Source organism: Pseudomonas borbori (assembly GCF_900115555.1).
GTDB lineage: Bacteria > Pseudomonadota > Gammaproteobacteria > Pseudomonadales > Pseudomonadaceae > Aquipseudomonas > Aquipseudomonas borbori.
This window is the reverse complement of record NZ_FOWX01000002.1, coordinates 57,646-83,507: the sequence shown is the minus strand read 5'-3', so window position 1 is coordinate 83,507 and position 25,862 is coordinate 57,646. Positions and strand designations below refer to the sequence as shown.

Below are 25,862 nucleotides of genomic sequence, written 5' to 3'. Positions count from 1 at the left end.
TTAACGCCGTCGATGGGGTCTTGAGTTGATTTTTTGGCAACAGCCCCGCTTCTTATAAGAAATTGATTTAGGCGCATCAGGCGGCTGGCGAGAGTGGCAGACGCAGCCGGGGCGCTGCGTTTCGATCGGGCGGTGGCGCAATGGGTCTACGGAGCCTGTGTGAATTGGTCGAATTGTGTACAATACGCCAGTATTTTTCCTGTTGTTTTTCACCACATACTGCTTGCCAGTCACTGGGTGAATAGCAGTAGAGTCTCGGTACAGGCCGAACCTCTTTGACGCGAGCCAGAATGAACGAGCAATTGCAGCCCCTCAAGAAGCAGCCGGGTACCGGCAAAAGCAGCCACAGCGGGACTCAGGACGATGTCGTCTACGCACATATCTTCGACGCCATCCTCGAACAGCGCCTGGCGCCTGGCACCAAGCTGAGCGAAGAAGCCCTGGGCGAAATCTTCGGCGTTAGCCGCACCATCATCCGCCGCGCCTTGTCGCGTCTGGGCCACGAAAGCGTCGTGTTGTTACGACCCAATCGTGGTGCCGTGGTCGCCAGCCCCAGCGTGGAAGAGGCCCGGCAGATTTTCTATGCGCGGCGCATGGTCGAGCGCGCGATTACCGAGCTGGCGGTCGAGCATGCCACGGCCGAGCAACTGGCCGAATTGCGGCAGATGGTCAGGGACGAGCAAGCCTGCTTCTCCCGTGGCGACCGTGGGGCGGGTATCCGCCTGTCAGGCGAGTTCCACCTGAAGCTGGCCGAGGCGGCGAAGAATGCGCCGCTGATCAGCTTCCAGCGCAGCCTGGTGTCGCAGACCTCGTTGATCATTGCCCAGTACGAGAGCGGCAGCCGTTCGCACTGCTCCTATGACGAACACAACCAGCTGATCGATGCCATCGAGGCCCGCGATGCGAGCAAGGCCGTGAGCCTGATGATGCATCACATGGACCATATCGACAGCAAGCTCAACCTCGACGAGGAGAGCGCCTCCGACGACCTGCACGCGGTGTTCTCGCACTTGCTGCAGACCGCCAAGAAGAAGCCGGGGCGTACTCCGGCCGGTCGTTGATTGGCAATCGACCTGTAGAATGCGGCGCGCCACGATCGCGGTGTCTGATACGGGACCGTGGGCGGGGCCGGGCGGCGCTCCGCTTTAGCCGCGACAGTCGCCGCTGCGACTGCATGGATGCAGGAGGTAGAGCGAAGCAGGATGCCCGAGCCGAAAGCGCCTCCCACGGTCTGCCTCAATCGCGTACGTGGACCGACTGGCCGGCGGCGAAGGTTTGCTTGATCGCGCGGTCGTCGCCGAGCATGCACAGGGCGAACAGCTTCTCGGCCAGGCTCCTGGCCTGTTGCATGCGGTAGTCGATCAGCGGTGTGGCCTTGTAGTCGAGCACCACGAAATCCGCGTCTTTACCGCTGACGAAGTTACCGATCTTGTCGTCCAGGTACAGCGCTTCGGCGCCGCCCAATGTGGCCAGGTATAGCGACTTGAATGGATCGAGCTTCTTGCCCTGCAACTGCATGATCTTGTATGCCTCGTTCAGCGACTGCAGCTGGCTGAAGCTGGTGCCGGCGCCGACATCGGTGCCCAGGCCGACGCGCACGCGGTGCTGCTCCAGCTTGTTCAGGTCGAACAGGCCGCTGCCGAGGAACAGGTTGGAGGTCGGACAGAAGGCCACCGCCGAGCCGGTCTCCGCCAGACGCTGGCATTCCTCGTCGCACAGGTGCACACCGTGGGCGAAGACCGCGCGCGGGCCGATCAGCTGGTAGTGGTCGTACACATCCAGGTAGCCCTTGCGCTCGGGGAACAGCGCCTTGACCCATTCGATCTCCTGACGGTTCTCCGACAGGTGGGTGTGCATATACAGGTCCGGGTATTCGCCGAGCAGCTTGCCGGCCAGACTCAGCTGTTCCGGCGTACTGGTCGGGGCGAAGCGCGGGGTCACCGCGTAATGCAGGCGGCCCTTGCCATGCCAGCGCTCGATCAGCTCCTTGCTCTCGGCGTAGCCCGACTCGGCGGTGTCGGTCAGGTAGTCCGGCGCGTTGCGGTCCATCAGCACCTTGCCGGCGATCATGCGCAGGTTCAGCGCGCAGGCCACCTCGAAGAAGGCGTCCACCGATTGCTTGTGCACGCTGCCGAACACCAGGGCGGTGGTGGTGCCGTTGCGCAGCAGCTCCTTGAGGAAGATGCCGGCCACATCCGCCGCGTGGGCCTTGTCGGCGAACTGTTTTTCGGTGGGGAAGGTGTAAGTGTTCAGCCAGTCGAGCAACTGCTCGCCGTAGGAGGCGATCATCCCGGTCTGCGGGTAGTGGATATGGGTGTCGATAAAGCCGGGGGTGATCAGGGCATCCTGATACTCGGTAAGCTCGACACCCTTGAGCATCGGTAGCAGATCGGCGGCGTGGCCGACCCGGGCGATCCGGTCGTCCTCGACCAGCAGCACGCCGTCCTCGAAATATTCATAGGACTGCTCGACGCCGACCACTGCGGGGTCGGCGATGCTGTGCAGGATGGCGGCGCGGTAGGCTTTGAGGGTGCTAGTCATCTAGTGCATCTCGTTCATGCGTAGGGTGCGCCGTGCGCACCGAGGAGGATGGGGTGGTGCGCACAGCCTAGGCGGCCCCGCGCACCCTACGACCTGGCCGGTTCTGCGAACCGGATGTTGGGTATCGCTTCGCTCAACACCAACCTACGAGGAAGTTCGGCGCGAGGCCGGTAGAAGCTTGGCAACGCTGCTCTCGCCCTTTTTCACGTCCTGGCCAAATGCGGCGTTGTAGGTGGCGATCACCTCGCCGGCGATGGACACGGCGATCTCGATCGGCAGCTTGCCTTTCACTTCGGGCAAACCCAGCGGGCAGCGCATCCGCTGCATCATCTCGGCGGCCACGCCGCGCTCGCGCAGGCGGTGTTCGAACTTGGCGCGCTTGCTTTTCGAGCCGATCAGCCCGTAGTAGGCGAAATCGTTGCGCTTGAGGATGGCGGCGGTCAGCTCCAGGTCGAGCTGGTGATTGTGGGTCATGACGATGAAGTAGCTGCCGGCCGGCATGCGCTCGACCTCGTCGACCACGTCTTCCTCGACCACCTTGTCCACCCCGGCGGGGATCTGTTCGGGAAACTCGTTTTCCCGTGAGTCGATCCAGCGCACCTTGCACGGCAAACTGGCGAGCAGCGGCACCAGGGCGCGGCCGACATGGCCGGCGCCGAACACGGCGATCTGCGCCTGGGGTTGGCCCATGGGCTCGAACAGCAGCACGGTGGCGCCGCCGCAACACTGGCCGAGGCTGGCGCCGAGGTTGAAGCGCTCCAGGCGGGTGTCCTGGCTGCGTGAGGCGAGCATTGCGCGGGCCAGTTCCATCGCCTTGTATTCCAGATGGCCGCCGCCGATGGTTTCGAAGATGCGATCAACGGTGACCACCATCTTCGAGCCGGCATTGCGCGGGGTCGAGCCGCGCTCTTCGATGATGGTCACCAGCACGCAGGGCGTGCCTTGCTGCTGCAGTTCGGCGAGGGCGCTGATCCAGCTCATTTGCTCAGCCTCCAGGTTGGCGGCAGTTGTCCCGGGCGCGGCAGGCGCCAGTTGCTCGGCGACGGGTCCAGTATCGGAACCGGCACCGGCCGGGTCGGTTGGCTATTCGGTTCGGTGTGTTTTGTCATTGTTGTTCACCGTTGTGCTTGTGTAGGAGCGGGCCATGCCCGCGAAGGCCTGCGATGCAGAAGCATCGCGGGCATGGCCCGCTCCTACAGGTTTAGGCCGGTTCGACTTCTGCACTCACGGCTTTGGCCGTCTGCTGCAGTTTCTTCATCTGCTCCACGCCCCAGAGCACGCGCTCGGGGGTAGCCGGGGCGTCGATGTTCGGTTGCACCCGGTAGTCGCCCAGGCTGGCCACCGCATCCTTGATCGCGCACCACACGGCGATGCCGAGCATGAAGGGCGGCTCGCCCACGGCCTTGGAATGGAACACCGTGTCTTCCGGGTTCTTGCGGTTCTCCACCAGCTTGACCCGCAGGTCCAGCGGCATATCGGCGATGGCGGGGATCTTGTAGCTGGCCGGGCCATTGGTCATCAGCTTGCCTTTGCCGTTCCACACCAGCTCTTCCATGGTCAGCCAACCCATGCCCTGGACGAACGCACCTTCGACCTGGCCGATATCAATGGCCGGGTTCAGCGAGGCGCCGACGTCGTGCAGGATATCGGTGCGCAGCATCTTGTATTCGCCGGTCAGGGTATCGACTATCACCTCGGCGCAGGCCGCGCCGTAGGCGAAGTAGTAGAACGGTCGACCCGCAGCCTTGTCGCGGTCGTAGTAGATCTTCGGCGTGCGGTAGAAGCCGGTGGAGGACAGCGACACCTGGGCGAAGTAGGCCTTCTGGATCACTTCCTCGAAGCTCAGGAACAGATCACGCACGCGCACCTGGCCGTTGCGGAACTCGACGTCTTCCGGGGTGACCTTGTATTCGCGCACCAGGAAATCCACTAGACGCTGCTTGAGCGTTTCGGCGGCGTTTTGCGCAGCCTTGCCGTTCAGGTCGGCCCCCGAAGAGGCGGCGGTCGGCGAGGTGTTCGGCACCTTGTCGGTGTTGGTCGCGGTGATCTGGATGCGAGAGATATCCACCTGCAGCACCTCGGCGACTATCTGCGCAACCTTGGTGTTGAGGCCCTGGCCCATCTCGGTGCCGCCGTGGTTCAGGTGGATCGAGCCGTCGGTGTAGATATGGATCAGTGCGCCGGCCTGGTTGAGGAAGGTGGCGGTAAAGCTGATGCCGAATTTAACCGGGGTCAACGCCAGGCCTTTCTTCAATACCGGGCTTTTCTTGTTGAACTCAACAATTTCACGACGGCGCTTGGCGTACTCGCTGCTTTCCTCCAGCTCGGCGGTCATCTCATGGATGACGTTGTGCTCGACGGTCTGGTGGTAGTGGGTGACGTTGCGCTCAGTCTTGCCGTAGTAGTTGAGCTTGCGCACCTCAAGCGGGTCCTTGCCCAGCTTGCGCGCCACCGCGTCCATGATTTCTTCGATGGCGACCATCCCCTGCGGGCCGCCGAAGCCGCGGTAGGCGGTGTTCGAGGCGGTGTTGGTCTTGCAACGATGACCGTTGATGGTGGCGTTGCCGAGGAAGTAGGCGTTGTCGGCGTGGAACATCGCGCGGTCGACGATGGAGCCGGACAGGTCAGGGGAATAACCGCAGTTACCGGCCAGCTCGATCTGGATGCCATGCAGCAGACCGTCGTCGTCGAAGCCGACGTCGTATTCGACATAGAAGGGGTGGCGTTTGCCGGTGATGCTCATGTCTTCCATGCGCGGCAGACGCATCTTGGTCGGCCGCCCGGTCAGGTGCGCGATCACCGCGCAGAGGCACGCCGGGCCGGCGGCCTGGGTTTCCTTGCCGCCGAAACCGCCGCCCATGCGGCGCATGTCGATGACGATCTTGTGCATCGGCACGCCCAGTACTTCAGCCACCAGCTTCTGCACTTCGGTGGCGTTCTGCGTCGAGGTGTAGACCAGCATGCCGCCGTCTTCGCTGGGCATCACCGAGGAAATCTGGGTTTCCAGGTAGAAATGTTCCTGGCCGCCGATATGCAGGCTGCCTTGCAGACGCTGCGGCGCGGTGGCCAATTCGGCCGCGGAGTCGCCGATCTTGTGCTGATGGCTGTCGAGGACGAAGTGCTTGTTGCGCAGCGCATCGACCACGTCGAGCACCGGTTCCAGGTCTTCGTATTCGATGATCGCCGCCATGGCCGCCTTGCGTGCGGTTTCCAGGCTGTCGGCGCCGACCGCGAGCACCACTTGGCCAACGTATTCGACCTTGCCGTCGGCCAGCAGCGGATCGCCGGCGACCACCGGACCGATATCCAACTGGCCGGGCACATCCTTGCTGGTGATGGCGATGGCCACGCCGGGAATCGCATAGCAGGGCGCGGTGTCGATCTTGACGATGCGCGCGTGGGCGCGGTCGCTCATGCGGGCATAGACGTGCAGCTGGTTGGGGAATTCCAGGCGGTCGTCGACATACACGGCTTCACCGGACACGTGCTTGTCCGCGCTCTCGTGTTTGACGCTTTTGCCGACGCCGGTGGTGATGTCGGCGCGGAACAGGGCGGCCAGCTGTTCCTGGGTTTTGCTGGTTTTGTGATGGCTAGACATAGGCGGTCACCCGGGTTTCGACTTCGGGAGCGTTGAGCTCGAGGAAGAATTTACGCAGCAGGTTCTGCGCGGTGAGCAGGCGGTATTCCTTGCTGGCGCGAAAATCGCTCAGCGGGGTGAAGTCCTCCGCCAGCGCCGCGCAGGCACGTTCGATCTCGGCCGGATAGCAGACGCCACCGAGCAGGGCAGCTTCGCAGGCGGCCGCGCGCTTGGGGATGGCGGCCATGCCGCCGAAGGCAATACGCACATCCTGCACCACGCCGTCTTCGATACGCAGGTTGAAGGCGGCACACACCGCGGAAATGTCGTCGTCCAGGCGCTTGGACACCTTGTAGGCGCGGAACGCCTGATTGGCCTGCGCGCGCGGCACCAGAATCTTCTCGATGAACTCGGCCTCCTGGCGGGCGGTGACCTTGTAGTCGAGGAAGTAATCCTCGATCGGCAGGCTGCGCGTGTCGTTGCCTTTGCGCAGGACGATCTGCGCACCGAGGGCGATCAGCAGCGGCGGGGCATCGCCGATTGGCGAGGCGTTGCCGATATTGCCGCCCAGGGTGCCCTGGTTGCGGATCTGCAGGGAGGCGAAACGGTGCAGCAGCTCGCCGAAGTCCGGGTACTCCGCGGCTAGCGCGGTGTAGCAGTCGGACAGCGCGGTGGCGGCGCCGATCTCGATATGCTCGGCGGTGACTTCCACACGCTTCATCGATTCTATATGGCCGACATAGATCATCACCGGCAGCTCGCGGTGGAACTGGGTGACTTCCAAGGCCAGGTCGGTACCGCCGGCGAGCAGGCGCGCTTCCGGGTTGGCGGCATAGAGCTCGGCCAGGTCGGCCACGGTCAGCGGCAACAGGCAGCGTTTGTCGCCGCTATTGAGTTCGGCGGTATCGCGCGGGGCGATGGCCTTCAGCTGGGCCACGGTTTGCGCTTCGACAGCGTCGAACTGGTCCGGCTGCTGCTGGCAGCAGGCTTGCTCGGCGGCATCGATGATCGGCCGGTAGCCGGTGCAGCGGCACAGGTTGCCGGCCAGCGCTTCCATGGTTTCGGCCTTGTCGAAGCTCGTGCTGTTTTTTTGCAAAGCGAACAGCGACATGACGAAGCCCGGGGTGCAGAAGCCGCATTGCGAGCCGTGGCAATCGACCATGGCCTGCTGCACGCTGTGCAGCCTGCCCTGGTGTTTGAGGTCTTCGACGCTGATCAGCTGCTTGCCGTGCAGGGAGGAGACGAAGGTCAGGCAGGAATTCAGTGTGCGGTAGCGCACGCGCTCGCCATCCAGTTCGCCGACCACCACGGTGCAGGCACCGCAGTCGCCCGAGGCACAGCCTTCTTTGGTACCGGGCTTGCCGACATGCTCACGCAGGTACTGGAGCACGGTGACGTTGGGGTCCAGGGCGTGCTCGGTGCGCAGCTCCCGGTTGAGTAAAAACTGGATCAAGGACGACCTCCAGGCACTTTATTGTTCTTTACGAATGGCTCGTATCAGGCTCTGCTAAAACGACTTTGCAGGTGAGTGCGACGTTTTGGCACGGCTTGGCATGGGGCAAATCTAGAGTTTTCTGACTTTTGGGTCAACAAATATTTGACCCTATGGTCAGGCGGTTGCCATGCGATTCGGTTATGAGCGCAAAAAACAGCAAAGGCGTGGTTAAAAGGTAGCGGCTTTCTATGCAAACTTCGCCGCCTGTGCGTAGCGCTTGCGTGATGGGAGGTATGGCGCGGCGCAAAGCCCTGCCGGCGTATCTTGGTCGGCCAATACCCTGTGTTACACTCGCGCCCCGCGCTCTCCACGATTCCGAAGGAAAATCATGACCTTCCAGGCTCCCGGCAGCTTCGCTGAGCAGATTGCTCATCACCTTGCTGAGCGCATCCTTCGTGGAGCCCGAGTGGCCGAACTGACCCCGCCATTGCCAGCTACCGCTGGCGCGCCAAGGATGGCAGTACATGCGGCTTAAATGCATCAAGCTGGCCGGCTTCAAGTCCTTCGTCGACCCGACCACGGTGAGTTTTCCGAGCAACATGGCAGCGGTGGTCGGGCCCAACGGCTGCGGCAAATCGAACATCATCGACGCCGTGCGCTGGGTGATGGGCGAGAGTTCGGCGAAGAACCTCCGTGGCGAGTCGATGACCGACGTCATCTTCAACGGCTCCAACACGCGCAAGCCGGTGACCCAGGCCAGCATCGAACTGGTCTTCGACAACTCCGACGGCACCCTGACCGGCGAATACGCCGGTTACAACGAGATATCCATCCGCCGCCGGGTCACCCGCGATTCGCAGAACACTTACTTCCTCAACGGCACCAAGTGCCGCCGGCGCGATATCACCGACATCTTCCTCGGCACCGGTCTGGGCCCGCGCAGCTACTCGATCATCGAGCAGGGCATGATCAGCAAGCTGATCGAGGCCAAGCCCGAGGATCTGCGCAACTTTATCGAGGAAGCCGCCGGCATCTCCAAGTACAAGGAACGCCGCCGCGAGACCGAGAACCGTATCCGCCGCACCCACGAGAACCTGGCGCGCCTGAGCGACCTGCGCGAGGAGCTGGAGCGCCAGCTCGAACGCCTGCACCGCCAGGCCCAGGCCGCGGAGAAATACCAGGAATACAAAGCCGAAGAACGCCAGCTCAAGGCTCAGCTGACGGCCCTGCGCTGGCAGGCGCTGAACGAGCAGGTCGGTCAGCGCGAGGCGGTGATCGGTAATCAGGAAGTCAGCTTCGAGGCGCTGGTCGCCGAGCAGCGCAATGCCGATGCCAGCATCGAGCGCCTACGCGACGGTCACCACGAGTTGAGCGAGCGCTTCAATCTGGTGCAGGGGCGCTTCTATTCGGTCGGCGGCGATATCGCCCGGGTCGAACAGAGCATCCAGCACGGCCAGCAGCGTTTGCGTCAGTTGCAGGACGACCTGCGCGAGTCGGAGCGCGCGCGCCTGGAAACCGAAGCGCACCTGGGGCACGACCGTACCCTGCTGGCCACCCTCGGCGAAGAGCTGGCCATGCTCGCACCCGAGCAGGAACTGACCGCCGCTGCCGCCGAGGAAGCCGCCGCCGCGCTGGAAGAGTCCGAGAGCGCCATGCACGGCTGGCAGGAGCAGTGGGACGGCTTCAACCAGCGTAGCGCCGAGCCGCGCCGCCAGGCCGAGGTGGAGCAATCGCGCATTCAGCAACTGGAGCAGAGCCTGGAGCGCCTGGCCGAGCGTCAACGCCGGCTGGCGGACGAGTTGCAGCAACTGGCCGCCGACCCGGAAGACGTCGCCATCGCCGAACTGGGCGAGCAGATCGCTGCCAGCGAACTGGGCCTGGAAGATTTGCAGCTCGCCGAAGAGCAGCAAGCCGAGCGCCTGCAACAACTGCGCAACGACCTGCAGCAAGCCGGTCAGGCTCAGCAGCAGGCGCAAGGCGAACTGCAACGCCTGAACGGCCGCCTGGCCTCGCTGGAAGCCCTGCAGCAGGCGGCGCTCGATCCCGGCAAGGGCGTCGGCGACTGGCTGCGCGAGCAGCACCTGAGCGAGCGCCCGCGCCTGGCCGAAGGCCTGCGGGTCGAGGCCGGCTGGGAGTTGGCGGTGGAAACCGTGCTCGGCGCCGACCTGCAAGCGGTACTGCTGGACGATTTCAATGGTCTGGACTTCAGCGGCCTGGCCCAGGGCGATCTGCGCCTGGCCAGCCCGGATAAAGGCGGCGCGCGGGTCGCCGGCAGCCTGTTGGACAAGGTCGAGGCCAGCGTCGACCTGGCGCCCTGGCTGGCCAGCGTCAAGCCGGTGGATTCGCTGGACGATGCCTTGGCGGCGCGCACCAGCCTGGGCGAAGGCGAAAGCCTGATCAGCCGCGACGGCTACTGGGTCGGCCGGCATTTCCTGCGGGTGCGCCGCGCCAGCGAGGCGGAGAGCGGCGTGCTGGCGCGTGGCCAGGAACTGGAACGCCTGGGTTTGCAGCGCGATGAATTCGAGGCGGCGCTGGCGTTGCTCGACGAGCGCCTGCTGCATTTGCGCGAAAGCCAGGGCCAGCAGGAGCAAGTGCGCGAACAGCAGCGCCGCCAGTTGCAGGATCAGGCCCGCACCCTGGGCGAGCTGAAGGCGCAACTGTCCGCCGGGCAAGCCAAGGTCGAGCAGTTGACCCTGCGCCGCCGGCGTCTCGACAGCGAACTGCTGGAGTTGGCCGAACAGCGTGAGCTGGAGCAGGAACAACTGGGCGAATTGCGCCTGCAGCTGCAGGCCGCTCTCGACGCCATGGCCAGCGACAACCAGCAGCGCGAGAGCCTGCTGGCCAGCCGCGATGCCCTGCGTGAAAAACTCGACCGGGTACGCCAGGAGGCCCGCCAGCACAAGGATCACGCCCACCAATTGGCCGTGCGCCTGGGCTCGCTCAAGGCCCAGCACGATTCCACCCGCCAGGCCCTGGAGCGTCTCGAGTCCCAGGCCGAGCGCCTGCACGAGAAGCGCGAACAGCTCAGCCTCAACCTGGAAGAGGGCGAAGCGCCGCTGGAAGAGCTACGCCTGAAACTCGAAGAGCTGCTCGACAAGCGCATGGCGGTGGACGACGAACTCAGGCTGGCGCGCCTGGCCCTGGAAGATGCCGACCGCGAACTGCGCGATGCGGAGAAGCGCCGGACCCAGGCCGAGCAGCAATCCCAGCTGTTGCGCGGCCAGCTGGAGCAGCAGCGCATGGACTGGCAAGCGCTGACGGTACGACGCAAGGCCCTGCAGGATCAGCTGCTGGAAGACAATTACGACCTGCACGGCGTGCTTGCCACGCTGCCGGCCGAGGCCGGCGAGCAAGCCTGGGAAGAGCAACTGGAGCGCCTGGCCGCGCGCATCCAGCGTCTCGGCCCGATCAACCTGGCGGCCATCGACGAATACCAGCAGCAATCCGAGCGCAAACGCTACCTGGATGCGCAGGACGCCGACCTGGTCGAGGCGCTGGATACCCTGGAAAACGTCATTCGCAAGATCGACAAGGAAACCCGCAACCGCTTCAAGGAGACCTTCGATCAGATCAACGGCGGGCTGCAGGCCTTGTTCCCCAAGGTTTTCGGCGGCGGCAACGCCTATTTGGAACTCACCGGCGAAGATCTACTCGATACCGGGGTGACCATCATGGCCCGGCCGCCGGGCAAGAAGAACAGCACCATCCATCTGCTCTCGGGCGGTGAGAAGGCGCTGACCGCGCTGGCCCTGGTGTTCGCCATCTTCCAGCTCAATCCGGCGCCGTTCTGCATGCTCGACGAGGTCGATGCGCCATTGGACGACGCCAACGTTGGACGTTATGCCCGGTTGGTCAAGGAAATGTCGGAAAAAGTGCAGTTCATCTATATCACCCACAACAAGATCGCCATGGAAATGGCCGAGCAACTGATGGGCGTGACCATGCATGAACCGGGCTGTTCGCGGCTGGTGGCCGTGGATGTGGAGGAGGCCCTGGCCATGGTGGAGGCGTGAGCGGGAGCTTGCTGGCGATGCGGGCCTGGCGATGACCTGCAACAAAATGACGCATGGCGTTTTTTAACGGCTTGTTGGCTGTGTAAAGTTACCTTTCGTCGTGCTAGCTTATCGTCCACTTTTGTCACACGTGGGAAACGCCTGTCAGAACATGGAGTTGGCACCACGTATAGAGATGACGCAGCAGGGGCGGGACGCCTTTTTTCATAAGATTTTCAATTAGGGGTCAAGGTATTTCATGGAATTCGGTCTGCGCGAATGGCTGATCGTCATCGGCATCATTGTGATCGCTGGCATCTTGTTCGATGGCTGGCGGCGCATGCGCGGTGGCAAGGGTAAATTGAAGTTCAAACTCGACCGCAGTTTTGCCGATCTTCCGGAGGTCGATGGCGACCCCGGTTTGCTCAGCCCGCCACGGGTTGTTGACCGCAATCACGAGCCTTCCCTGGATGAGCATGACCTGCCCTCGATGAGCGCCCGCGAGTTGAATCGTCGCCGCGGTGGCGAGCCACAACAGGGTGACCTCAACCTGGGCCTGGACGAGCCGGTGCCGACTCTGCTCAATCCGGTGGACGATGCGGCCGAGTCGCGCAAGGAAAAGGGGCACAACGGCAGCCAAGAGCTGCCACCGGTCGAGGAAGTGCTGGTGATCAATGTGGTCGCCCGCGACGACGGCGGCTTCAAGGGCCCGGCGTTGCTGCAGAATATTCTGGAGAGCGGCCTGCGTTTCGGCGAGATGGACATCTTCCATCGTCACGAAAGCATGGCCGGTAACGGCGAAGTACTGTTCTCCATGGCCAATGCGCTCAAGCCGGGTACCTTCGACCTGGACGATATAGAGGGCTTCAATACCCGCGCGGTGAGCTTCTTCCTCGGCCTGCCGGGGCCGCGCCATCCCAAGCAGGCGTTCGACGTGATGGTCGCCGCCGCGCGCAAGCTGGCCCACGAACTCAACGGCGAACTCAAGGACGACCAGCGTAGTGTGATGACCGCGCAAACCATCGAACATTACCGTCAGCGCATCGTCGAATATGAGCGCAAGCAGTTGACCCAGAAACGCTGAACCGGCTGCAAACGACAAGCCTCAAGCTACAAGCCGCGCGCTTGGTTTGAGGCTTGGTCTTTTCTGCCGCCCGATGCACCAACGTGCAGGAGGATCCGGGCGGCGTTCCGTGCTCCGGCGCGATGCTTTTGCCTGTTGGGCGGACCCTGTCCGCCATCGCCCCGAGGTCGGGCCTCCTACAGGGGGTGCGGTGTCTGCTGCTTTTGTGGGGGGTGACCCTGGCGCGGTGCTTTGGCGTTTCGGCTCGCGCTGACCAGCCTTGTTCAGCGGCATAGGCTCCGCACCCACATAGCCAAGGCACGCCCGCCTGCAAACCGCTAGAATCCTGCGCCTGAATATCAACCAAAGGTTGAACTGGACGCCAGGGCCGGAATTATCCGGCAGCCGTCTCCAGCTTCACGCCTGCAGCTACGGCTTGTGAATTATGTCCGTCACCCCAACCGCCGCCGAACGCATCGCCCAGTTGCGCAGCGAACTCGATGCGCACAACTACCGCTATTACGTGCTCGACGAGCCGAGCGTGCCGGACGTCGAGTACGACCGTCTGTTCAATGAACTCAAGGCGCTGGAGACCGAGCATCCGCAACTGGTGACGCCGGAGTCGCCGACCCAGCGCGTCGGCGGTAGCGCCTTGAGCGCCTTCGGCGAGATCAGGCATGAGGTGCCGATGCTCAGCCTCGGCAACGCCTTCGAGGAGGCCGATCTGCTGGACTTCGACCGCCGCGTGCGCGAGGGCCTGGACCTGCCGTCCGGCGACCTGTTCGGCGGTGGCGCCGAGGTGGAATACAGCTGCGAACCCAAGCTCGATGGCCTGGCCGTCAGCCTGCTGTATCGCGATGGCTTGCTGGTGCGCGGTGCCACCCGTGGCGACGGCAGCACCGGTGAGGACATCAGCGTCAATGTACGGACCATCCGCAATATCCCGCTCAAGCTGCAGGGCAGCGGCTGGCCGCGCGTGCTGGAAGTGCGCGGCGAGGTGTTCATCTCCCGGGCCGGTTTCGAGGCGTTGAACGCCCGACAACTGGAAAGCGGCGGCAAGACTTTCGCCAACCCGCGCAACGCCGCGGCCGGCAGCCTGCGCCAGCTCGACCCGAAGATCACTGCCAGCCGTCCCTTGCAGTTATGCAGCTACGGCATCGGCCAAGTCCAGGGCGAGTTGCCGGACAGCCATATCGGCATCCTCCAGGCGCTCAAGGGCTGGGGCCTGCCGATCAGCCCCGAGCTGCAGCTGGCCAAGGGCGTGCAGGAGTGTCTGGCTTATTACCGCGCCATCGGCGACAAGCGCGATGCCCTGCCTTATGAGATCGACGGCGTGGTGTTCAAAGTCAACAACCTGGCCTATCAACGCGAGCTGGGCTTCCGCGCCCGCGAGCCGCGCTGGGCCATCGCCCACAAGTTCCCGGCGCTGGAGGAGCTGACCGAGCTGCTGGATGTCGAGTTTCAGGTCGGCCGCACCGGCGCCGTCACCCCGGTGGCGCGCCTGAAGCCGGTCAAGGTGGCGGGCGTCACGGTATCCAATGCGACCCTGCACAACATGGACGAAGTGGCGCGACTGGGGTTGATGATCGGCGACACAGTAATTATCCGCCGCGCCGGCGACGTGATTCCGCAGGTGGTGCAGGTGGTAGCCGAGCGGCGCCCGGCCGATGCGCGAGCGGTGCAGATCCCCGAGAGCTGCCCGGTATGCGGCTCCCACGTCGAGCGCACCCAGCTGGTCAAGCGCAGCAAGGGCAAGGAGTCGTTCAGCGCCGGCTCGATCTACCGCTGCGTCGGCCGCCTGGCCTGCGCGGCCCAGCTCAAGCAGGCGATCATCCATTTCGTCTCGCGGCGCGCCATGGACATCGAAGGCCTGGGCGAGAAGAGCGTCGAGCAACTGGTCGATGAAGGCCTGGTCGGCTCGCCGGCGGACCTCTACACCCTCAGGTTCGAGCAGATCGTCGGCCTGGAGGGCTTTGCCGAGCTGTCGAGCAACAACCTGCTGGCGGCCATCGCCGCCAGCCGCAAACCGAGCCTGGCGCGCTTCATCTATGCCCTGGGCATCCCCGATGTCGGCGAGGAAACCGCCAAGGTGCTGGCCCGTGCGCTGGCTTCGCTGCGGCGCATCGAGCAGGCGCTGCCGGAGGTGCTGACCTACCTGCCGGATGTCGGTCTGGAAGTCGCCTATGAGATTCACAGCTTCTTCCGCGACGAACACAACCGCAAGGTGATCGCCCAATTGCTCGAGCGCGGCATCGAGCTGCAGGAGGAGGGCGAGGTGCACCCGGAGTTCGCCGGCTGCGCGACCCTGGCGGGCCTGCTCGACAAGTTGAACATCGCCGGCATCGCCGTCACCGGGGCGAAGAACCTGGCGGACAAGGCCGGTAGCCTCGAGCGGGTGATCGAACTCAGTCAGGACTGGCTGGAACTGAGCGTGATGAAGGGCCTCAATGAGAAAGGCAAGCAGGCGCTGCGCGAGTTCTTCGCCGAGCCGGCCAATGTCGAACATGCTCGTGCCATCGAGGCGCAGTTGCGCGAGTTCGGCATGCATTGGCAGAGTGAGAAGAAAGCCGTCGAAGGCCTGCCCCTGGCCGGCCAGACCTGGGTGCTGACCGGCAGCCTGGAAGTCATGAGCCGCGACATCGCCAAGGACAAACTGGAAAGCCTGGGCGCCAAGGTGGCCGGTTCGGTATCGGCCAAGACCAGCTGCGTGGTCGCCGGCCCCGGCGCCGGCTCCAAGCTGGCCAAGGCCAGCGAGCTGGGCGTGCGGGTGCTGGACGAAGCGCAGTTTCTCGCAGAGCTGGAGCGCCTGGGCTAAGCCTGTAGGGTGCGCCGTGCGCACCAGGTAGTCCTGCCTGCGCAGCGGTGGATGACGCTTCACCCATCCACCTTGGCGCTACTTGGGCGGACGTTGTCCGTCATCGCCGCGGGGGCGGAACGCCGCCTGGCGCCCCCGCATTGAAACGAGGCATGCGACGCACCCTGCAGTGGCCATGCGCAGCGGCAAAACCCTGGCCGGGTTGCTTGCCATAAGGCGGAAAAGTCTTGCCGCTTGATCGTTCGAAACGCCATGAGTATTTATCAAGCTGTTGAAAAATAACGAATAATTTAAATGGCACGACCTTTGCTTTTTGTCTTGTACGCAAAACAGGCAAGCCCAACGGCAAAGGTTCCTGACCATGAGCATCAGCTTCGACAGTGCACTCGGCATCCATGAAAAGGCACTCGGCTTTCGCGCCCAGCGTGCCGAGGTATTGGCCAACAACATAGCCAACGCCGATACGCCCAACTACAAGGCGCGCGATCTGGATTTCGCTTCGGTGCTGGCCGAGCAGAGCGCCAGGAACCAGCAGAGTTCGGCTGGCTTGGCCCGCACCAATAGCCAGCATATCGCCGCCGAGGGCGTGGCCATGGGCAGTGCCAGCCTGGCTTACCGCATTCCCGCGCATGCCTCGATCGATCAGAACACCGTCGACGTGCAGGTCGAGCAGTCCACCTATGCGGAAAACGCGGTGAACTTCCAAGCCAGCTTCACCTTCCTCAACAGCAAATTCAAAGGGCTGGTCAGCGCCCTGCGCGGCGAATAAAGGAGCCTGAAGCCATGTCACTCGCCAGTGTTTTCAATATCGCCGGAACCGGCATGAGTGCCCAGAGCACTCGCCTGAACACCATATCCAGCAACATCGCCAACGCCGAGACGGTGTCGTCGAGCGTCGACCAGACTTACCGCGCACGCCATCCGGTATTCGCCACCGTGTTCCAGCAATCCCTGGGCGATGGCAGCGGTTCGCTGTTCGCCGAGCAGGGTCAGGCCGGCAGCGGCGTGCAGGTGCTGGGTATCGTCGAGGATCAGAGCAATCTGGTGCCGCGCTACGAGCCGAACCATCCGGCGGCCGATGAAGGCGGTTATGTGTATTACCCCAACGTCAATGTGGTCGAGGAAATGGCCGACATGATCTCCGCCAGTCGGGCATTCCAGACCAACGTCGAGATGATGAACACGGCCAAGCAAATGTTGCAGCGCGTACTGACCCTGGGTCAGTAAGCCGCACGAGGGAGACAGGACATGAGCACGGTAAATGGCGTCAGTTCGGCACTCGATCAATACCAGATCAAGAGCGATACCACGGCCAACAAGGAGTTGGGCAAGAACGAGTTTCTCAACTTGTTGGTGGCCCAACTGAATAACCAGAACCCCCTGGAGCCGCAGGGTAATGGCGAGTTCATTGCCCAGCTGGCGCAGTTCAGTCAGGTCGAAGGCATCGAGAAACTCAACTCCAGCATGGGTTCGCTGCTGTCCGGTTATCAGTCCTCCCAGGCGCTGCAGGCCTCATCCCTGGTCGGGCGCAAGGTGATAGTGCCGACCGACAAGGCGGTGGTCGATACCAGCGAGAGCTTCAAGGCCAGCCTGGTGCTGCCGACCAGCAGCAGCAACGTCTACGTCAACGTCTACGACAACGCGGGGACTGTGGTCAGTCGGGTCAACATGGGTGAGCAGGCCGCCGGCAATGTCAGCTTTATCTGGGACGGCAAAGACGCCAACGGCAAAGTATTGCCGCCCGGTACCTACAAGTTCGAGGCGCAGGCTACCTACGAAGGCGAGACCGAGGGGCTCTACACCATGCTTCCGGCCAACGTCGACAGCGTGGTGCTGGGCGGCAGCGAGTTGATGCTCAATCTGGCGGGGCTTGGCAGTGTGCCGCTTTCCCAGGTGCAGGTCATCGGTCAGTAATTTCAGGGTTTTAATCGCCGGCCATCCCGGCAAAGGAGACTTCCATGGCGTTCAATATCGGTCTTAGCGGCCTGCGCGCGGCGACCAGCGATCTCAACGTGACCGGCAACAACATCGCCAACGCCGGTACGGCCGGCTTCAAGCAGTCGCGAGCGGAATTTTCCGATGTCTATGCGGCCTCGGTGAACGGATCCGGCAAGAATGCGCTGGGTAGCGGTGTGCTTCTGAGCAACGTGTCGCAGCTGTTCAACCAGGGCAACGTCAACTACACGCAGAACTCCCTGGACCTGGCGATCAACGGCAACGGCTTCTTCCAGACCAGCAACAACGGTGAGGTCAGCTACACCCGTGCCGGCTATTTCGGTACCGACCGTGAGGGTTTCATGGTCAACAACTTCGGTTACAAGCTGCAGGGCTACGCCGTCGATGGCAATGGCAACCTGCAGAATGGCGTGATCAGCGATCTGCGCATCGAAACCGCGAGCCAGGCGCCGCGCTCGACCACCGAGCTGAGTCAGACGTTCAATCTGAACTCGACCAATGCCGTGCCGACATCCTGGCAGGGTGCTTATGACGCGTCGATTGCCGGTGCCGTGGATCCGCTTAATCCGACTGCTGCGGAGGTCACCGCTGCCGAAGCGACAGGTAACGCCACCTTCGATCCGGCCGACCCGACCACCTACAACTCCTCCACCTCGACCAACGTCTACGATACCCAGGGCAATGCCCATGTGCTCAGCCAATATTTCGTCAAGACCGGGGCCAACGAGTGGCAGATGAATGTGCTGGTCGATGGGCGCAATCCGGCTACCCCGACATCGACTACGCCCTACTCGATGGGCGTACGCTTCGATGCCAATGGTCAGCTGAATACCAGCAGCCTGACCTCCAGTGCGGCTTTCACCGTCGACACCAGCGGGCGTTTCACCTTGAATGACTGGGTGCCCGCAGCCTCGGATGGCGGCGAGCCGCCGGTATGGTCGAGCAATGGCGCGGATGCCAGTCCTACCGGCATTCTGGTCGACATGCGTAACTCCACCCAGTTCTCCAGCTCCTTCGCGGTCAACGCCGTCAGTCAGGATGGCTACACCACCGGCCAGCTCGCGGGCCTGGAGATCGATGACACCGGGGTGATTTTCGCCCGTTACACCAACGGTCAATCCAATGTGCAGGGGCAGGTGATCCTGGCCAGCTTCGCCAACGTGCAGGGCCTGACCCCGGTGGGTAAAACCGCCTGGGTGCAATCCTTCTCCTCCGGCGAACCGGTGGTCGGTACGCCGCGCAGCGGCACCCTTGGCGCCTTGCAATCCGGCGCCCTGGAAGACTCCAACGTCGAGCTGTCCGACCAGTTGGTCAACCTGATCGTCGCCCAGCGCAACTACCAGGCCAACGCCAAGACCATCGAGACCGAAAGTTCGATTACCCAGACCATCATCAACCTGCGTTGATAAGGCGCGGCAGTAGGGGCAAGCGATTGATGGGTATCGACCGCCACTCAATCCGCCCGATTGGCGCGGCAGCGTCCTTGGGCGGCAGGCTCTGGCTTTGCCGTCGGCGGCAATAACTCGCCGATCTCGTCTCGAAAGGCTCCTCATGGGGCCTTTTATTTATTTAAAAAATTAATATTTTCAACGTCTTATGATTTCTGTTCGAGGCTGGCACGACCTTTGCTCTATTCCCTTTCATAGAGCAGCGGGTAATACGCCCACCTCGGAGGATGACCATGGACAAGATGCTGTACGTCTCTATGACTGGAGCCCACAACAACAGCCTGGCGCAGAGTGCCCACGCCAATAACCTGGCGAACATCTCGACCAATGGCTTTCGCCGCGACTTCGAGCAGGCGCGTTCGATGCAGGTCTTTGGCGACAGTTTCCCGGCACGGGTCTACGCCATGACCGAGCGCCCCGGAACCGACTTCACCCCAGGTGCTCTGCAGGAAACCGGTCGCGATCTGGATGTGGCGATCGGCGGGCGCGGTTGGCTGGCCGTACAGGCGGCCGACGGCAGCGAGGCCTATGTGCGCACCGCTAGCCTGAATATTGACGCTCTTGGGGTCTTGCGTACTGGCAACGGTTTGCCGGTGATGGGCAATGGCGGACCGATTGCCGTGCCGCCGGAGCAGAAGGTCGAGATCGGCCAGGATGGCACCATCAGCATTCGCGCCCTCGGCGAAGGGCCTAGCGTGCTGGCAGAAGTCGATCGGCTGAAGCTGGTCAATCCCGACCTGAAGCAGATGGAGAAGGGCAGCGACGGCCTGATTCGCTACAAGGGTGGCGAGCCGGTGCAGGCCGATGCCAGCGTGCAGGTGACCTCCGGCTTTCTCGAGTCGAGCAACGTCAATGCGGTGGAGGAGATGACTGCCATCCTCTCCCTGTCCCGCCAGTTCGAGCTGCAAGTGAAGATGATGCGCACTGCCGAAGACAATGCGGCCGCTGTGGCGCGGGTTTTGCAAATTAGCTAATCACCAGCACGCGGCGCCTTGAAAATGGCGCTCGAGGAGAATCGATATGCTTCCGGCACTGTGGGTCAGCAAGACCGGTCTGTCCGCCCAGGACATGAACCTGACTACCATTTCCAACAACCTGGCCAACGTCTCGACCACGGGCTTCAAGCGCGATCGGGCCGAGTTCGAGGATCTGCTGTACCAGATCCGCCGCCAGCCCGGCGGCCAGTCCAGCCAGGACAGCCAGCTGCCGTCCGGTTTGCAATTGGGTACCGGGGTGCGGGTGGTCGGCACGCAGAAGATCTTCACCGCCGGCAGTCTGCAAACCACCGAACAACCCCTGGATCTGGCGGTCAACGGCCGCGGTTTCTTCCAGGTGCTGATGCCCGATGGCACGGTGTCCTATACCCGTGATGGCAGCTTTCACCTGAACTCGGACGGCCAGGTCGTCACCTCCAACGGTTATGCCCTGGAGCCGGCGATCGTCCTGCCCAACGAAGTACGCACCTTCACCGTCGGCGAAGACGGTACGGTGTCGGTGACCACCGACGGCAATCCGCAGCCGCAGATCGTCGGCAACCTGCAGACCGCCGACTTCATCAACCCGGCCGGTCTGGAAGCGATCGGCAACAACCTGTTCCTGGAAACCGCCGCCAGCGGCGCGCCGCAGGTCGGCACCCCGGGCCTCAACGGCTTGGGCACCACCCTGCAGCACACCCTGGAAAACTCCAACGTCAGCGTGGTCGAGGAGCTGGTCAACATGATCACCACCCAGCGCGCCTACGAGATGAACTCGAAAGTCATCTCCACCGCCGACCAGATGCTGGCCTTCGTTTCGCAGAATCTTTAATCGTTGAGGTCGGGCGGTTGCCCGGCCCTGACTCGATACAAACGCCGTGAGGTAGTGGTTATGAACCGGCTGGTAATAGTGCTCTCGATGCTGGGTCTGGTTGTCCTGGGTGGCTGCGTCGCGCCGCCGGCGAAGCCCAACGACCCCTATTACGCGCCGGTACTGCCGCGCACGCCGTTGCCGGCGGAGCAGAACAACGGCTCGATCTATCAGGCCGGCTTCGAGAACAACCTGTTCGACGATCGCAAGGCCTTCCGCGTCGGCGACATCATCACCATCACCCTCAACGAGCGCACCCAGGCCAGCAAGAATGCCGGCTCGCAGATCCAGAAGGACAGCAGCGCCGACATCGGCCTGACCTCGCTGTTCGGCGGCGCGGTGACGGCAGCTAACCCGTTCTCCGACAATCAGCTGTCGCTGAGCGCCGAGTACAGCGCCAACCGCGACACCAAGGGCGATAGCAAGGCGGCCCAAGGCAACAGCCTGAGCGGCTCGATCACCGTGACCGTGGCCGAGGTATTGCCCAACGGTATTCTGGCGATCCGCGGCGAGAAGTGGATGACCCTCAATACCGGTGACGAACTGGTGCGCATCGCCGGGCTGGTCAGAGCCGACGATATTGCCACGGACAACACCGTGGCCTCGACCCGCATCGCCGATGCGCGCATCACCTACTCGGGCACCGGCGCCTTCGCCGACGCCAGTCAGCCGGGTTGGCTCGATCGTTTCTTCATCAGCCCGCTGTGGCCGTTCTAAGGGTGACGCAGATGATGATCGTAGGAGCGGGCCATGCCCGCGAAAGCATTCACAGGGTCGGTAGCAGGATCGCGGGCATGGCCCGCTCCTACCTCTTATTGCTATGCGCTCTGCTGTGCCTGCCGGCCCAGGCCGAGCGGCTCAAGGATCTGGCCAGTATCCAGGGCGTGCGCAGCAACCAGTTGATCGGCTACGGCCTGGTGGTCGGCCTCAATGGCAGCGGCGACCAGACCACCCAGACGCCGTTCACCGTGCAGACCTTCAACAACATGCTGGCGCAGTTCGGCATCAAGGTGCCGCCAGGCGGCAACGTGCAGCTGAAGAACGTCGCGGCGGTGTCCATCCATGCCGATCTGCCGGCGTTCGCCAGGCCGGGGCAGACCATCGACATCACCGTTTCCTCCATCGGCAACGCCAAGAGCCTGCGCGGCGGTAGCCTGCTGATGGCACCGCTTAAGGGCATCGACGGCAATGTCTACGCCGTCGCCCAGGGCAATCTGGTGGTCGGTGGTTTCGATGCCGAAGGCGGCGATGGTTCGCGCATCACCGTCAACGTGCCTTCGGCGGGGCGCATTCCTGGCGGTGCGACGGTCGAGCGTTCGGTGCCCAGCGGTTTCGATCAGGGCAATACCCTGACCCTCAACCTCAATCGTCCGGACTTCACCACGGCGAAGAATATCGTCGACCAGATCAACGACCTGCTCGGCCCAGGTGTCGCCCAGGCGCTCGACGGTGGCTCGATCCGCGTCAGCGCGCCGCTCGATCCGAATCAGCGGGTGGATTACCTGTCGATTCTGGAAAACCTCGAAGTCGAAGTCGGCCAGGCGGTGGCCAAGATCATCATCAACGCCCGTACCGGCACTATCGTCATCGGCCAGAACGTGCGCGTGCAACCGGCGGCCGTGACCCACGGCAGCCTCACGGTAACCATCACCGAAGACCCCATCGTCAGTCAGCCGGAAGCCCTCTCCGGTGGCCAGACCGTGGTGGTGCCACGCTCGCGGGTGGGGGCCCAGGAAGAGGCTAAACCGATGTTCAAGTTCGGCCCCGGTACCACCCTGGATGAAATCGTTCGGGCGGTGAACCAGGTGGGCGCATCGCCCTCCGACCTGATGGCCATCCTGGAGGCGCTCAAGCAAGCCGGCGCCCTGCAGGCCGACCTGATCGTGATTTAAGGAGGCAGCGGCGATGGATTCTCGACTCTCGGCCGGTATGCCCGGCAGCATCAACGGCAACAGCCCGCTGGACAGCGGCGCCTTCACCGACCTGAACCGGCTCAACCAGTTCAAGGTCGGTGGCGACAGCGAGCAGAACATTCGCAAGGTGGCGCAAGAGTTCGAGTCGCTGTTTCTCAATGAAATGCTCAAGGCCATGCGCTCGGCCAACGAAGTGTTCGCCGAAGGCAACTTCATGAACAGCAACGAGAGCAAGACCTACCAGGACATGCACGACCAGCAGCTGTCGGTGACCCTGTCGAACAACCAGAACGGTATCGGTCTGGCCGACGTGCTGGTGCGGCAGATGTCAAAAATCAAGGACGCCGGCAGCCGGCCCAACCCCTTCGCTCAGGTCGACCAGCCGCTACCGAGTGCGCCGAGCAAGCCCTTGGCCAGGGTCGACAGCAGCCGCGACGACTCGTCCCTGCTCAATCAGCGGCGCCTGTCGCTGCCGGGTAAATCGAGTGACCGGTTGATGGCGGGCATCGTGCCTGCGGCCGACACGCTGGATGCACAGCCGCTGGCGCAAAACGACTGGATCCCGGCCAAGGCGTTTGCCGCTCCCGCCGACAAGGCCCTGGACCTGAATGGCGCGGATGCCATCAGCGGCCGGCGTCTGGCGCAGGCAGCGGGCAAGACCGTCTTCGCCTCGAAAGACGAGTTCATCGCCGCCATGCTGCCGATGGCCGAACAGGCCGCCGAGAAGATCGGCGTCGATGCCCGCTACCTGGTGGCCCAGGCCGCGCTGGAAACCGGTTGGGGCAAGTCGATCATCCGCCAGCAGGACGGCAGCAGCAGCCACAACCTGTTCGGCATCAAGAGCCACAACAGCTGGGACGGCGAGTCGGCACGGGTGCTGACCACCGAGTACAAGGGTGGCAAGGCGGTCAAGGAGGCGGCCACGTTCCGTGCCTATGATTCCTACGCCCACAGCTTCGAAGACTTCGTCAGCTTCTTGCAGAGCAACGGTCGCTACGAAAAAGCCCTCGATGCCACGCAGAACCCCGAGCAGTTCGCTCGCGAGTTGCAGAAGGCCGGTTACGCCACCGATCCGCAGTACGCGCGCAAGGTGTCACAGATCGCCCGGCAGATGTCGACCTACCAAACCATCGCGTCCAGCGACACGGCGCCGACCCGGGGATGAACTGAGCCATGGCTGACCTACTGAGTATCGGCCTGTCCGGCTTGTCGGCGAACAAGACCTCGCTGGCCGTCACCGGGCATAACATCACTAACGTCAACACCCCCGGGTTTAGCCGTCAGGACACGGTGCAGGCCACGCGCAATCCGCAGTTCAGCGGTGCCGGCTATATCGGCTCGGGCACCACCCTGGTGGATGTCCGCCGCACCTACAGCGAGTTCCTGAGTGCCCAGGTGCGCAGCAGCACCGCGCTGAGCAGCGACGTGGAAGCCTACAGAAGCCAGATCGAACAGCTCGATTCGCTGCTGGCAGGCACCACCACCGGCATCACGCCCTCGGTGCAGAAGTTCTTCTCTTCCCTGCAGACGGCCGCCGAAGACCCGGCCAACATTCCGGCGCGGCAACTGGTGCTGTCCGAGGCGGAAGGCCTGGCCAGGCGCTTCAATACGGTTGCCGACCGGATCGGCGAGCAGAACGAGTTCATCAACAAGCAGATGGTGGCCGTCAGCGACCAGGTCAATCGCCTGGCCACCTCGATTGCCAGCTACAACGATTCCATCGCCAAGGCCGCGGCCAACGGTCAGCAACCCAACGACCTGCTCGATGCCCGCGAAGAGGCGATCCGCCAGCTGTCCACCTTCGTCGGCGTGACCGTGGTGGCGCAGGACGACAACTCGCTCAACCTGTTCGTTGGCTCCGGCCAGCCGCTGGTGGTGGGCAGCAGCACCAGCCGCCTGGAAGTCGGGCCGGGGCAGGGCGACCCGACGCGTTTCGAGGTGAGCTTCGTCAGCGGCGGCTCGCGCCAGGGCATCACCTCCCTGCTCAGCGGTGGCGAGCTGGGCGGGCTGATCCGCTATCGCAGCGAGACCCTGGATCCGACCCTCAACTCCCTGGGGCGACTGGCCCTGGCGGTCAGTGACCAGGTCAACAGCCAGCTCGGCCAGGGTCTGGACCTGAAAGGCCAGGTGGGCACGGCGCTGTTCGGCGATTACAACGACACGGCGCTGGCCCAGCTGCGGGTGCGGGCTTATTCGACCAACACCAGCAACGTCCAGCCGGCGCTGAATATCACCGACAGCAGCATCCTGACCACCAGCGACTACCGCCTGGATTACGATGGCAGCAACTACAGCGCACGGCGCTTGAGCGATGGCGCGACCATGACGATCAACCCCAGCTCGCCCGGCAGCTATCCGGCGACCCTGACCTTTACCGATGCGAGCGGCCGCGACCAGGGTTTCGAACTGGCCATCGACTCCGCGCCGGCGGCGGATGACCGGTTTCTCCTGCAGCCGACCCGGCGCGGCGCCACCGCCATCAGCGCCCAGTTGGATCAGCCCGATCAGTTGGCGTTTGCCGCGCCGGTGCGTTCCGAGGCCGATCTGCAGAATCGGGGGAATGCGGTGATAGGTCAGCCGCAGCTCACCTCTACCCATGACCCCCTACTGCCGTCAGTGTTGAGTGGTTTCTCGCCGGTCACCATGACCTACAACGCCACCACCCAACAGCTTGACCTGAGTTTGCCCAGCCCCGCACCAGCAGGAGTGGTTATTTCTCCTGCATCGTTGTCCGTCAACCCGGGTCAGGCCAATACGCTGAGTTACACCATTGCAGTTACTTCCGGTGTTCCGGCAGTCACCGAGAACTACAGCATCGAGCAAGCGTTCAGCGGTCGCCCGGAAAATGGCGATAGTTTCACCCTGGGCTTCAATCAAAACGGCGTCTCCGACAACCGCAACGCCCTGAAATTGGTCGATCTGCAGAACAAGCAGAGCGTGGGCGTGGACCCGTCGGTGGGCATCGGCACCGGCGTCAGCTTCACCGACGGCTATGGCGACCTGGTCGAGCGGGTCGGCACCCTGACGGCGCAGGCCAGGCAGGACAGCGACGCCACCGGCGCCATTCTCAAACAGGCGAGCAACAACCGCGACTCGCTGTCGGCGGTCAATCTCGACGAAGAAGCCGCCAACCTGATCAAGTTCGAGCAGTACTACAACGCCTCGGCCCAGGTCATTCAAGTTGCCCGTTCTTTGTTCGATACCCTGATCAGTGCCTTCAGATAAGTCGTGGGGTGCGCGAGGCCGCCTAGGCCGCGCGCACCGATGAACCAGCCGG

General features: G+C 63.3%; 18 protein-coding genes. 14 read left to right on the top strand and 4 right to left on the bottom strand.

All coding sequences use genetic code 11. The features are described from left to right. Positions 1-290: 290 nt before the first annotated feature. On the top strand, positions 291-1,061 hold the full coding sequence (locus tag BM315_RS01680) for a GntR family transcriptional regulator (protein WP_090497162.1): 771 nt from the start codon (positions 291-293) through the stop codon (positions 1,059-1,061). 175 nt (positions 1,062-1,236) lie between these two features. Here the strand turns inward: BM315_RS01680 and guaD are convergent, their stop codons facing one another. The 4 genes from guaD to xdhA all read right to left on the bottom strand — a co-directional run bounded on the left by guaD (position 1,237) and on the right by xdhA (position 7,571). Continuing rightward, the gene (gene guaD / locus BM315_RS01675; protein ID WP_090497160.1) at positions 1,237-2,541 is read right to left on the bottom strand and encodes a guanine deaminase; all 1,305 of its coding nucleotides are present in this window, start codon (positions 2,539-2,541) and stop codon (positions 1,237-1,239) included. 144 nt (positions 2,542-2,685) lie between these two features. Continuing rightward, the gene (xdhC, locus tag BM315_RS01670; RefSeq protein ID WP_090497158.1) at positions 2,686-3,522 is read right to left on the bottom strand and encodes a xanthine dehydrogenase accessory protein XdhC; all 837 of its coding nucleotides are present in this window, start codon (positions 3,520-3,522) and stop codon (positions 2,686-2,688) included. A 220-nt stretch (positions 3,523-3,742) separates the two neighbouring features. After that, positions 3,743-6,139 (bottom strand): xanthine dehydrogenase molybdopterin binding subunit, encoded by a 2,397-nt coding sequence (gene xdhB / locus BM315_RS01665; RefSeq protein WP_090497156.1) that lies wholly within the window; start codon positions 6,137-6,139, stop codon positions 3,743-3,745. Next, on the bottom strand, positions 6,132-7,571 hold the full coding sequence (xdhA, locus tag BM315_RS01660; RefSeq protein ID WP_090497154.1) for a xanthine dehydrogenase small subunit: 1,440 nt from the start codon (positions 7,569-7,571) through the stop codon (positions 6,132-6,134). The genes xdhB and xdhA overlap by 8 nt, the downstream gene beginning before the upstream one ends. Before the next feature lie 506 nt (positions 7,572-8,077). Between xdhA and smc the strand changes: the two genes are divergently transcribed. The 13 genes from smc (at position 8,078) to flgK (ending at position 25,810) form a co-directional block, all read left to right on the top strand. After that, positions 8,078-11,566, top strand: coding sequence for a chromosome segregation protein SMC (gene smc, locus BM315_RS01655; RefSeq protein WP_090497152.1), 3,489 nt, complete (start codon positions 8,078-8,080; stop codon positions 11,564-11,566). Positions 11,567-11,804: 238 nt separating this feature from the next. After that, positions 11,805-12,629 carry a cell division protein ZipA gene (zipA, locus tag BM315_RS01650; protein WP_090497150.1) on the top strand — a complete coding sequence of 275 codons (825 nt, stop codon included), beginning with the start codon at positions 11,805-11,807 and terminating at the stop codon, positions 12,627-12,629. A 424-nt stretch (positions 12,630-13,053) separates the two neighbouring features. Next, on the top strand, positions 13,054-15,423 hold the full coding sequence (gene ligA / locus BM315_RS01645; protein ID WP_090497149.1) for an NAD-dependent DNA ligase LigA: 2,370 nt from the start codon (positions 13,054-13,056) through the stop codon (positions 15,421-15,423). A gap of 361 nt (positions 15,424-15,784) precedes the next feature. Beyond that, positions 15,785-16,192, top strand: a complete 408-nt coding sequence (gene flgB / locus BM315_RS01640; protein WP_090497147.1) for a flagellar basal body rod protein FlgB — start codon at positions 15,785-15,787, stop codon at positions 16,190-16,192. A 14-nt stretch (positions 16,193-16,206) separates the two neighbouring features. After that, positions 16,207-16,650: a flagellar basal body rod protein FlgC gene (gene flgC / locus BM315_RS01635; protein ID WP_090497145.1), complete on the top strand. Its 444-nt coding sequence runs from the start codon at positions 16,207-16,209 to the stop codon at positions 16,648-16,650. 21 nt (positions 16,651-16,671) lie between these two features. Continuing rightward, the gene (gene flgD / locus BM315_RS01630) at positions 16,672-17,337 is read left to right on the top strand and encodes a flagellar hook assembly protein FlgD (RefSeq protein WP_090497143.1); all 666 of its coding nucleotides are present in this window, start codon (positions 16,672-16,674) and stop codon (positions 17,335-17,337) included. Between the two features lie 44 nt (positions 17,338-17,381). Beyond that, positions 17,382-18,785: a flagellar hook protein FlgE gene (locus BM315_RS01625; protein ID WP_090497141.1), complete on the top strand. Its 1,404-nt coding sequence runs from the start codon at positions 17,382-17,384 to the stop codon at positions 18,783-18,785. A 275-nt stretch (positions 18,786-19,060) separates the two neighbouring features. Beyond that, a complete protein-coding gene (locus BM315_RS01620; protein WP_090497139.1) occupies positions 19,061-19,801 on the top strand; it encodes a flagellar basal body rod protein FlgF in 741 nt (246 codons plus the stop codon). 46 nt (positions 19,802-19,847) lie between these two features. Beyond that, on the top strand, positions 19,848-20,633 hold the full coding sequence (flgG, locus tag BM315_RS01615) for a flagellar basal-body rod protein FlgG (protein WP_090497136.1): 786 nt from the start codon (positions 19,848-19,850) through the stop codon (positions 20,631-20,633). A gap of 60 nt (positions 20,634-20,693) precedes the next feature. Continuing rightward, positions 20,694-21,389, top strand: a complete 696-nt coding sequence (gene flgH / locus BM315_RS01610) for a flagellar basal body L-ring protein FlgH (RefSeq protein WP_090497133.1) — start codon at positions 20,694-20,696, stop codon at positions 21,387-21,389. Between the two features lie 77 nt (positions 21,390-21,466). After that, positions 21,467-22,564: a flagellar basal body P-ring protein FlgI gene (locus tag BM315_RS01605; RefSeq protein ID WP_090497131.1), complete on the top strand. Its 1,098-nt coding sequence runs from the start codon at positions 21,467-21,469 to the stop codon at positions 22,562-22,564. 13 nt (positions 22,565-22,577) lie between these two features. Then, positions 22,578-23,750: a flagellar assembly peptidoglycan hydrolase FlgJ gene (flgJ, locus tag BM315_RS01600; RefSeq protein ID WP_090497129.1), complete on the top strand. Its 1,173-nt coding sequence runs from the start codon at positions 22,578-22,580 to the stop codon at positions 23,748-23,750. Between the two features lie 8 nt (positions 23,751-23,758). Further along, positions 23,759-25,810, top strand: a complete 2,052-nt coding sequence (flgK, locus tag BM315_RS01595) for a flagellar hook-associated protein FlgK (RefSeq protein WP_090497127.1) — start codon at positions 23,759-23,761, stop codon at positions 25,808-25,810. The last annotated feature ends 52 nt before the right edge of the window (positions 25,811-25,862 follow it).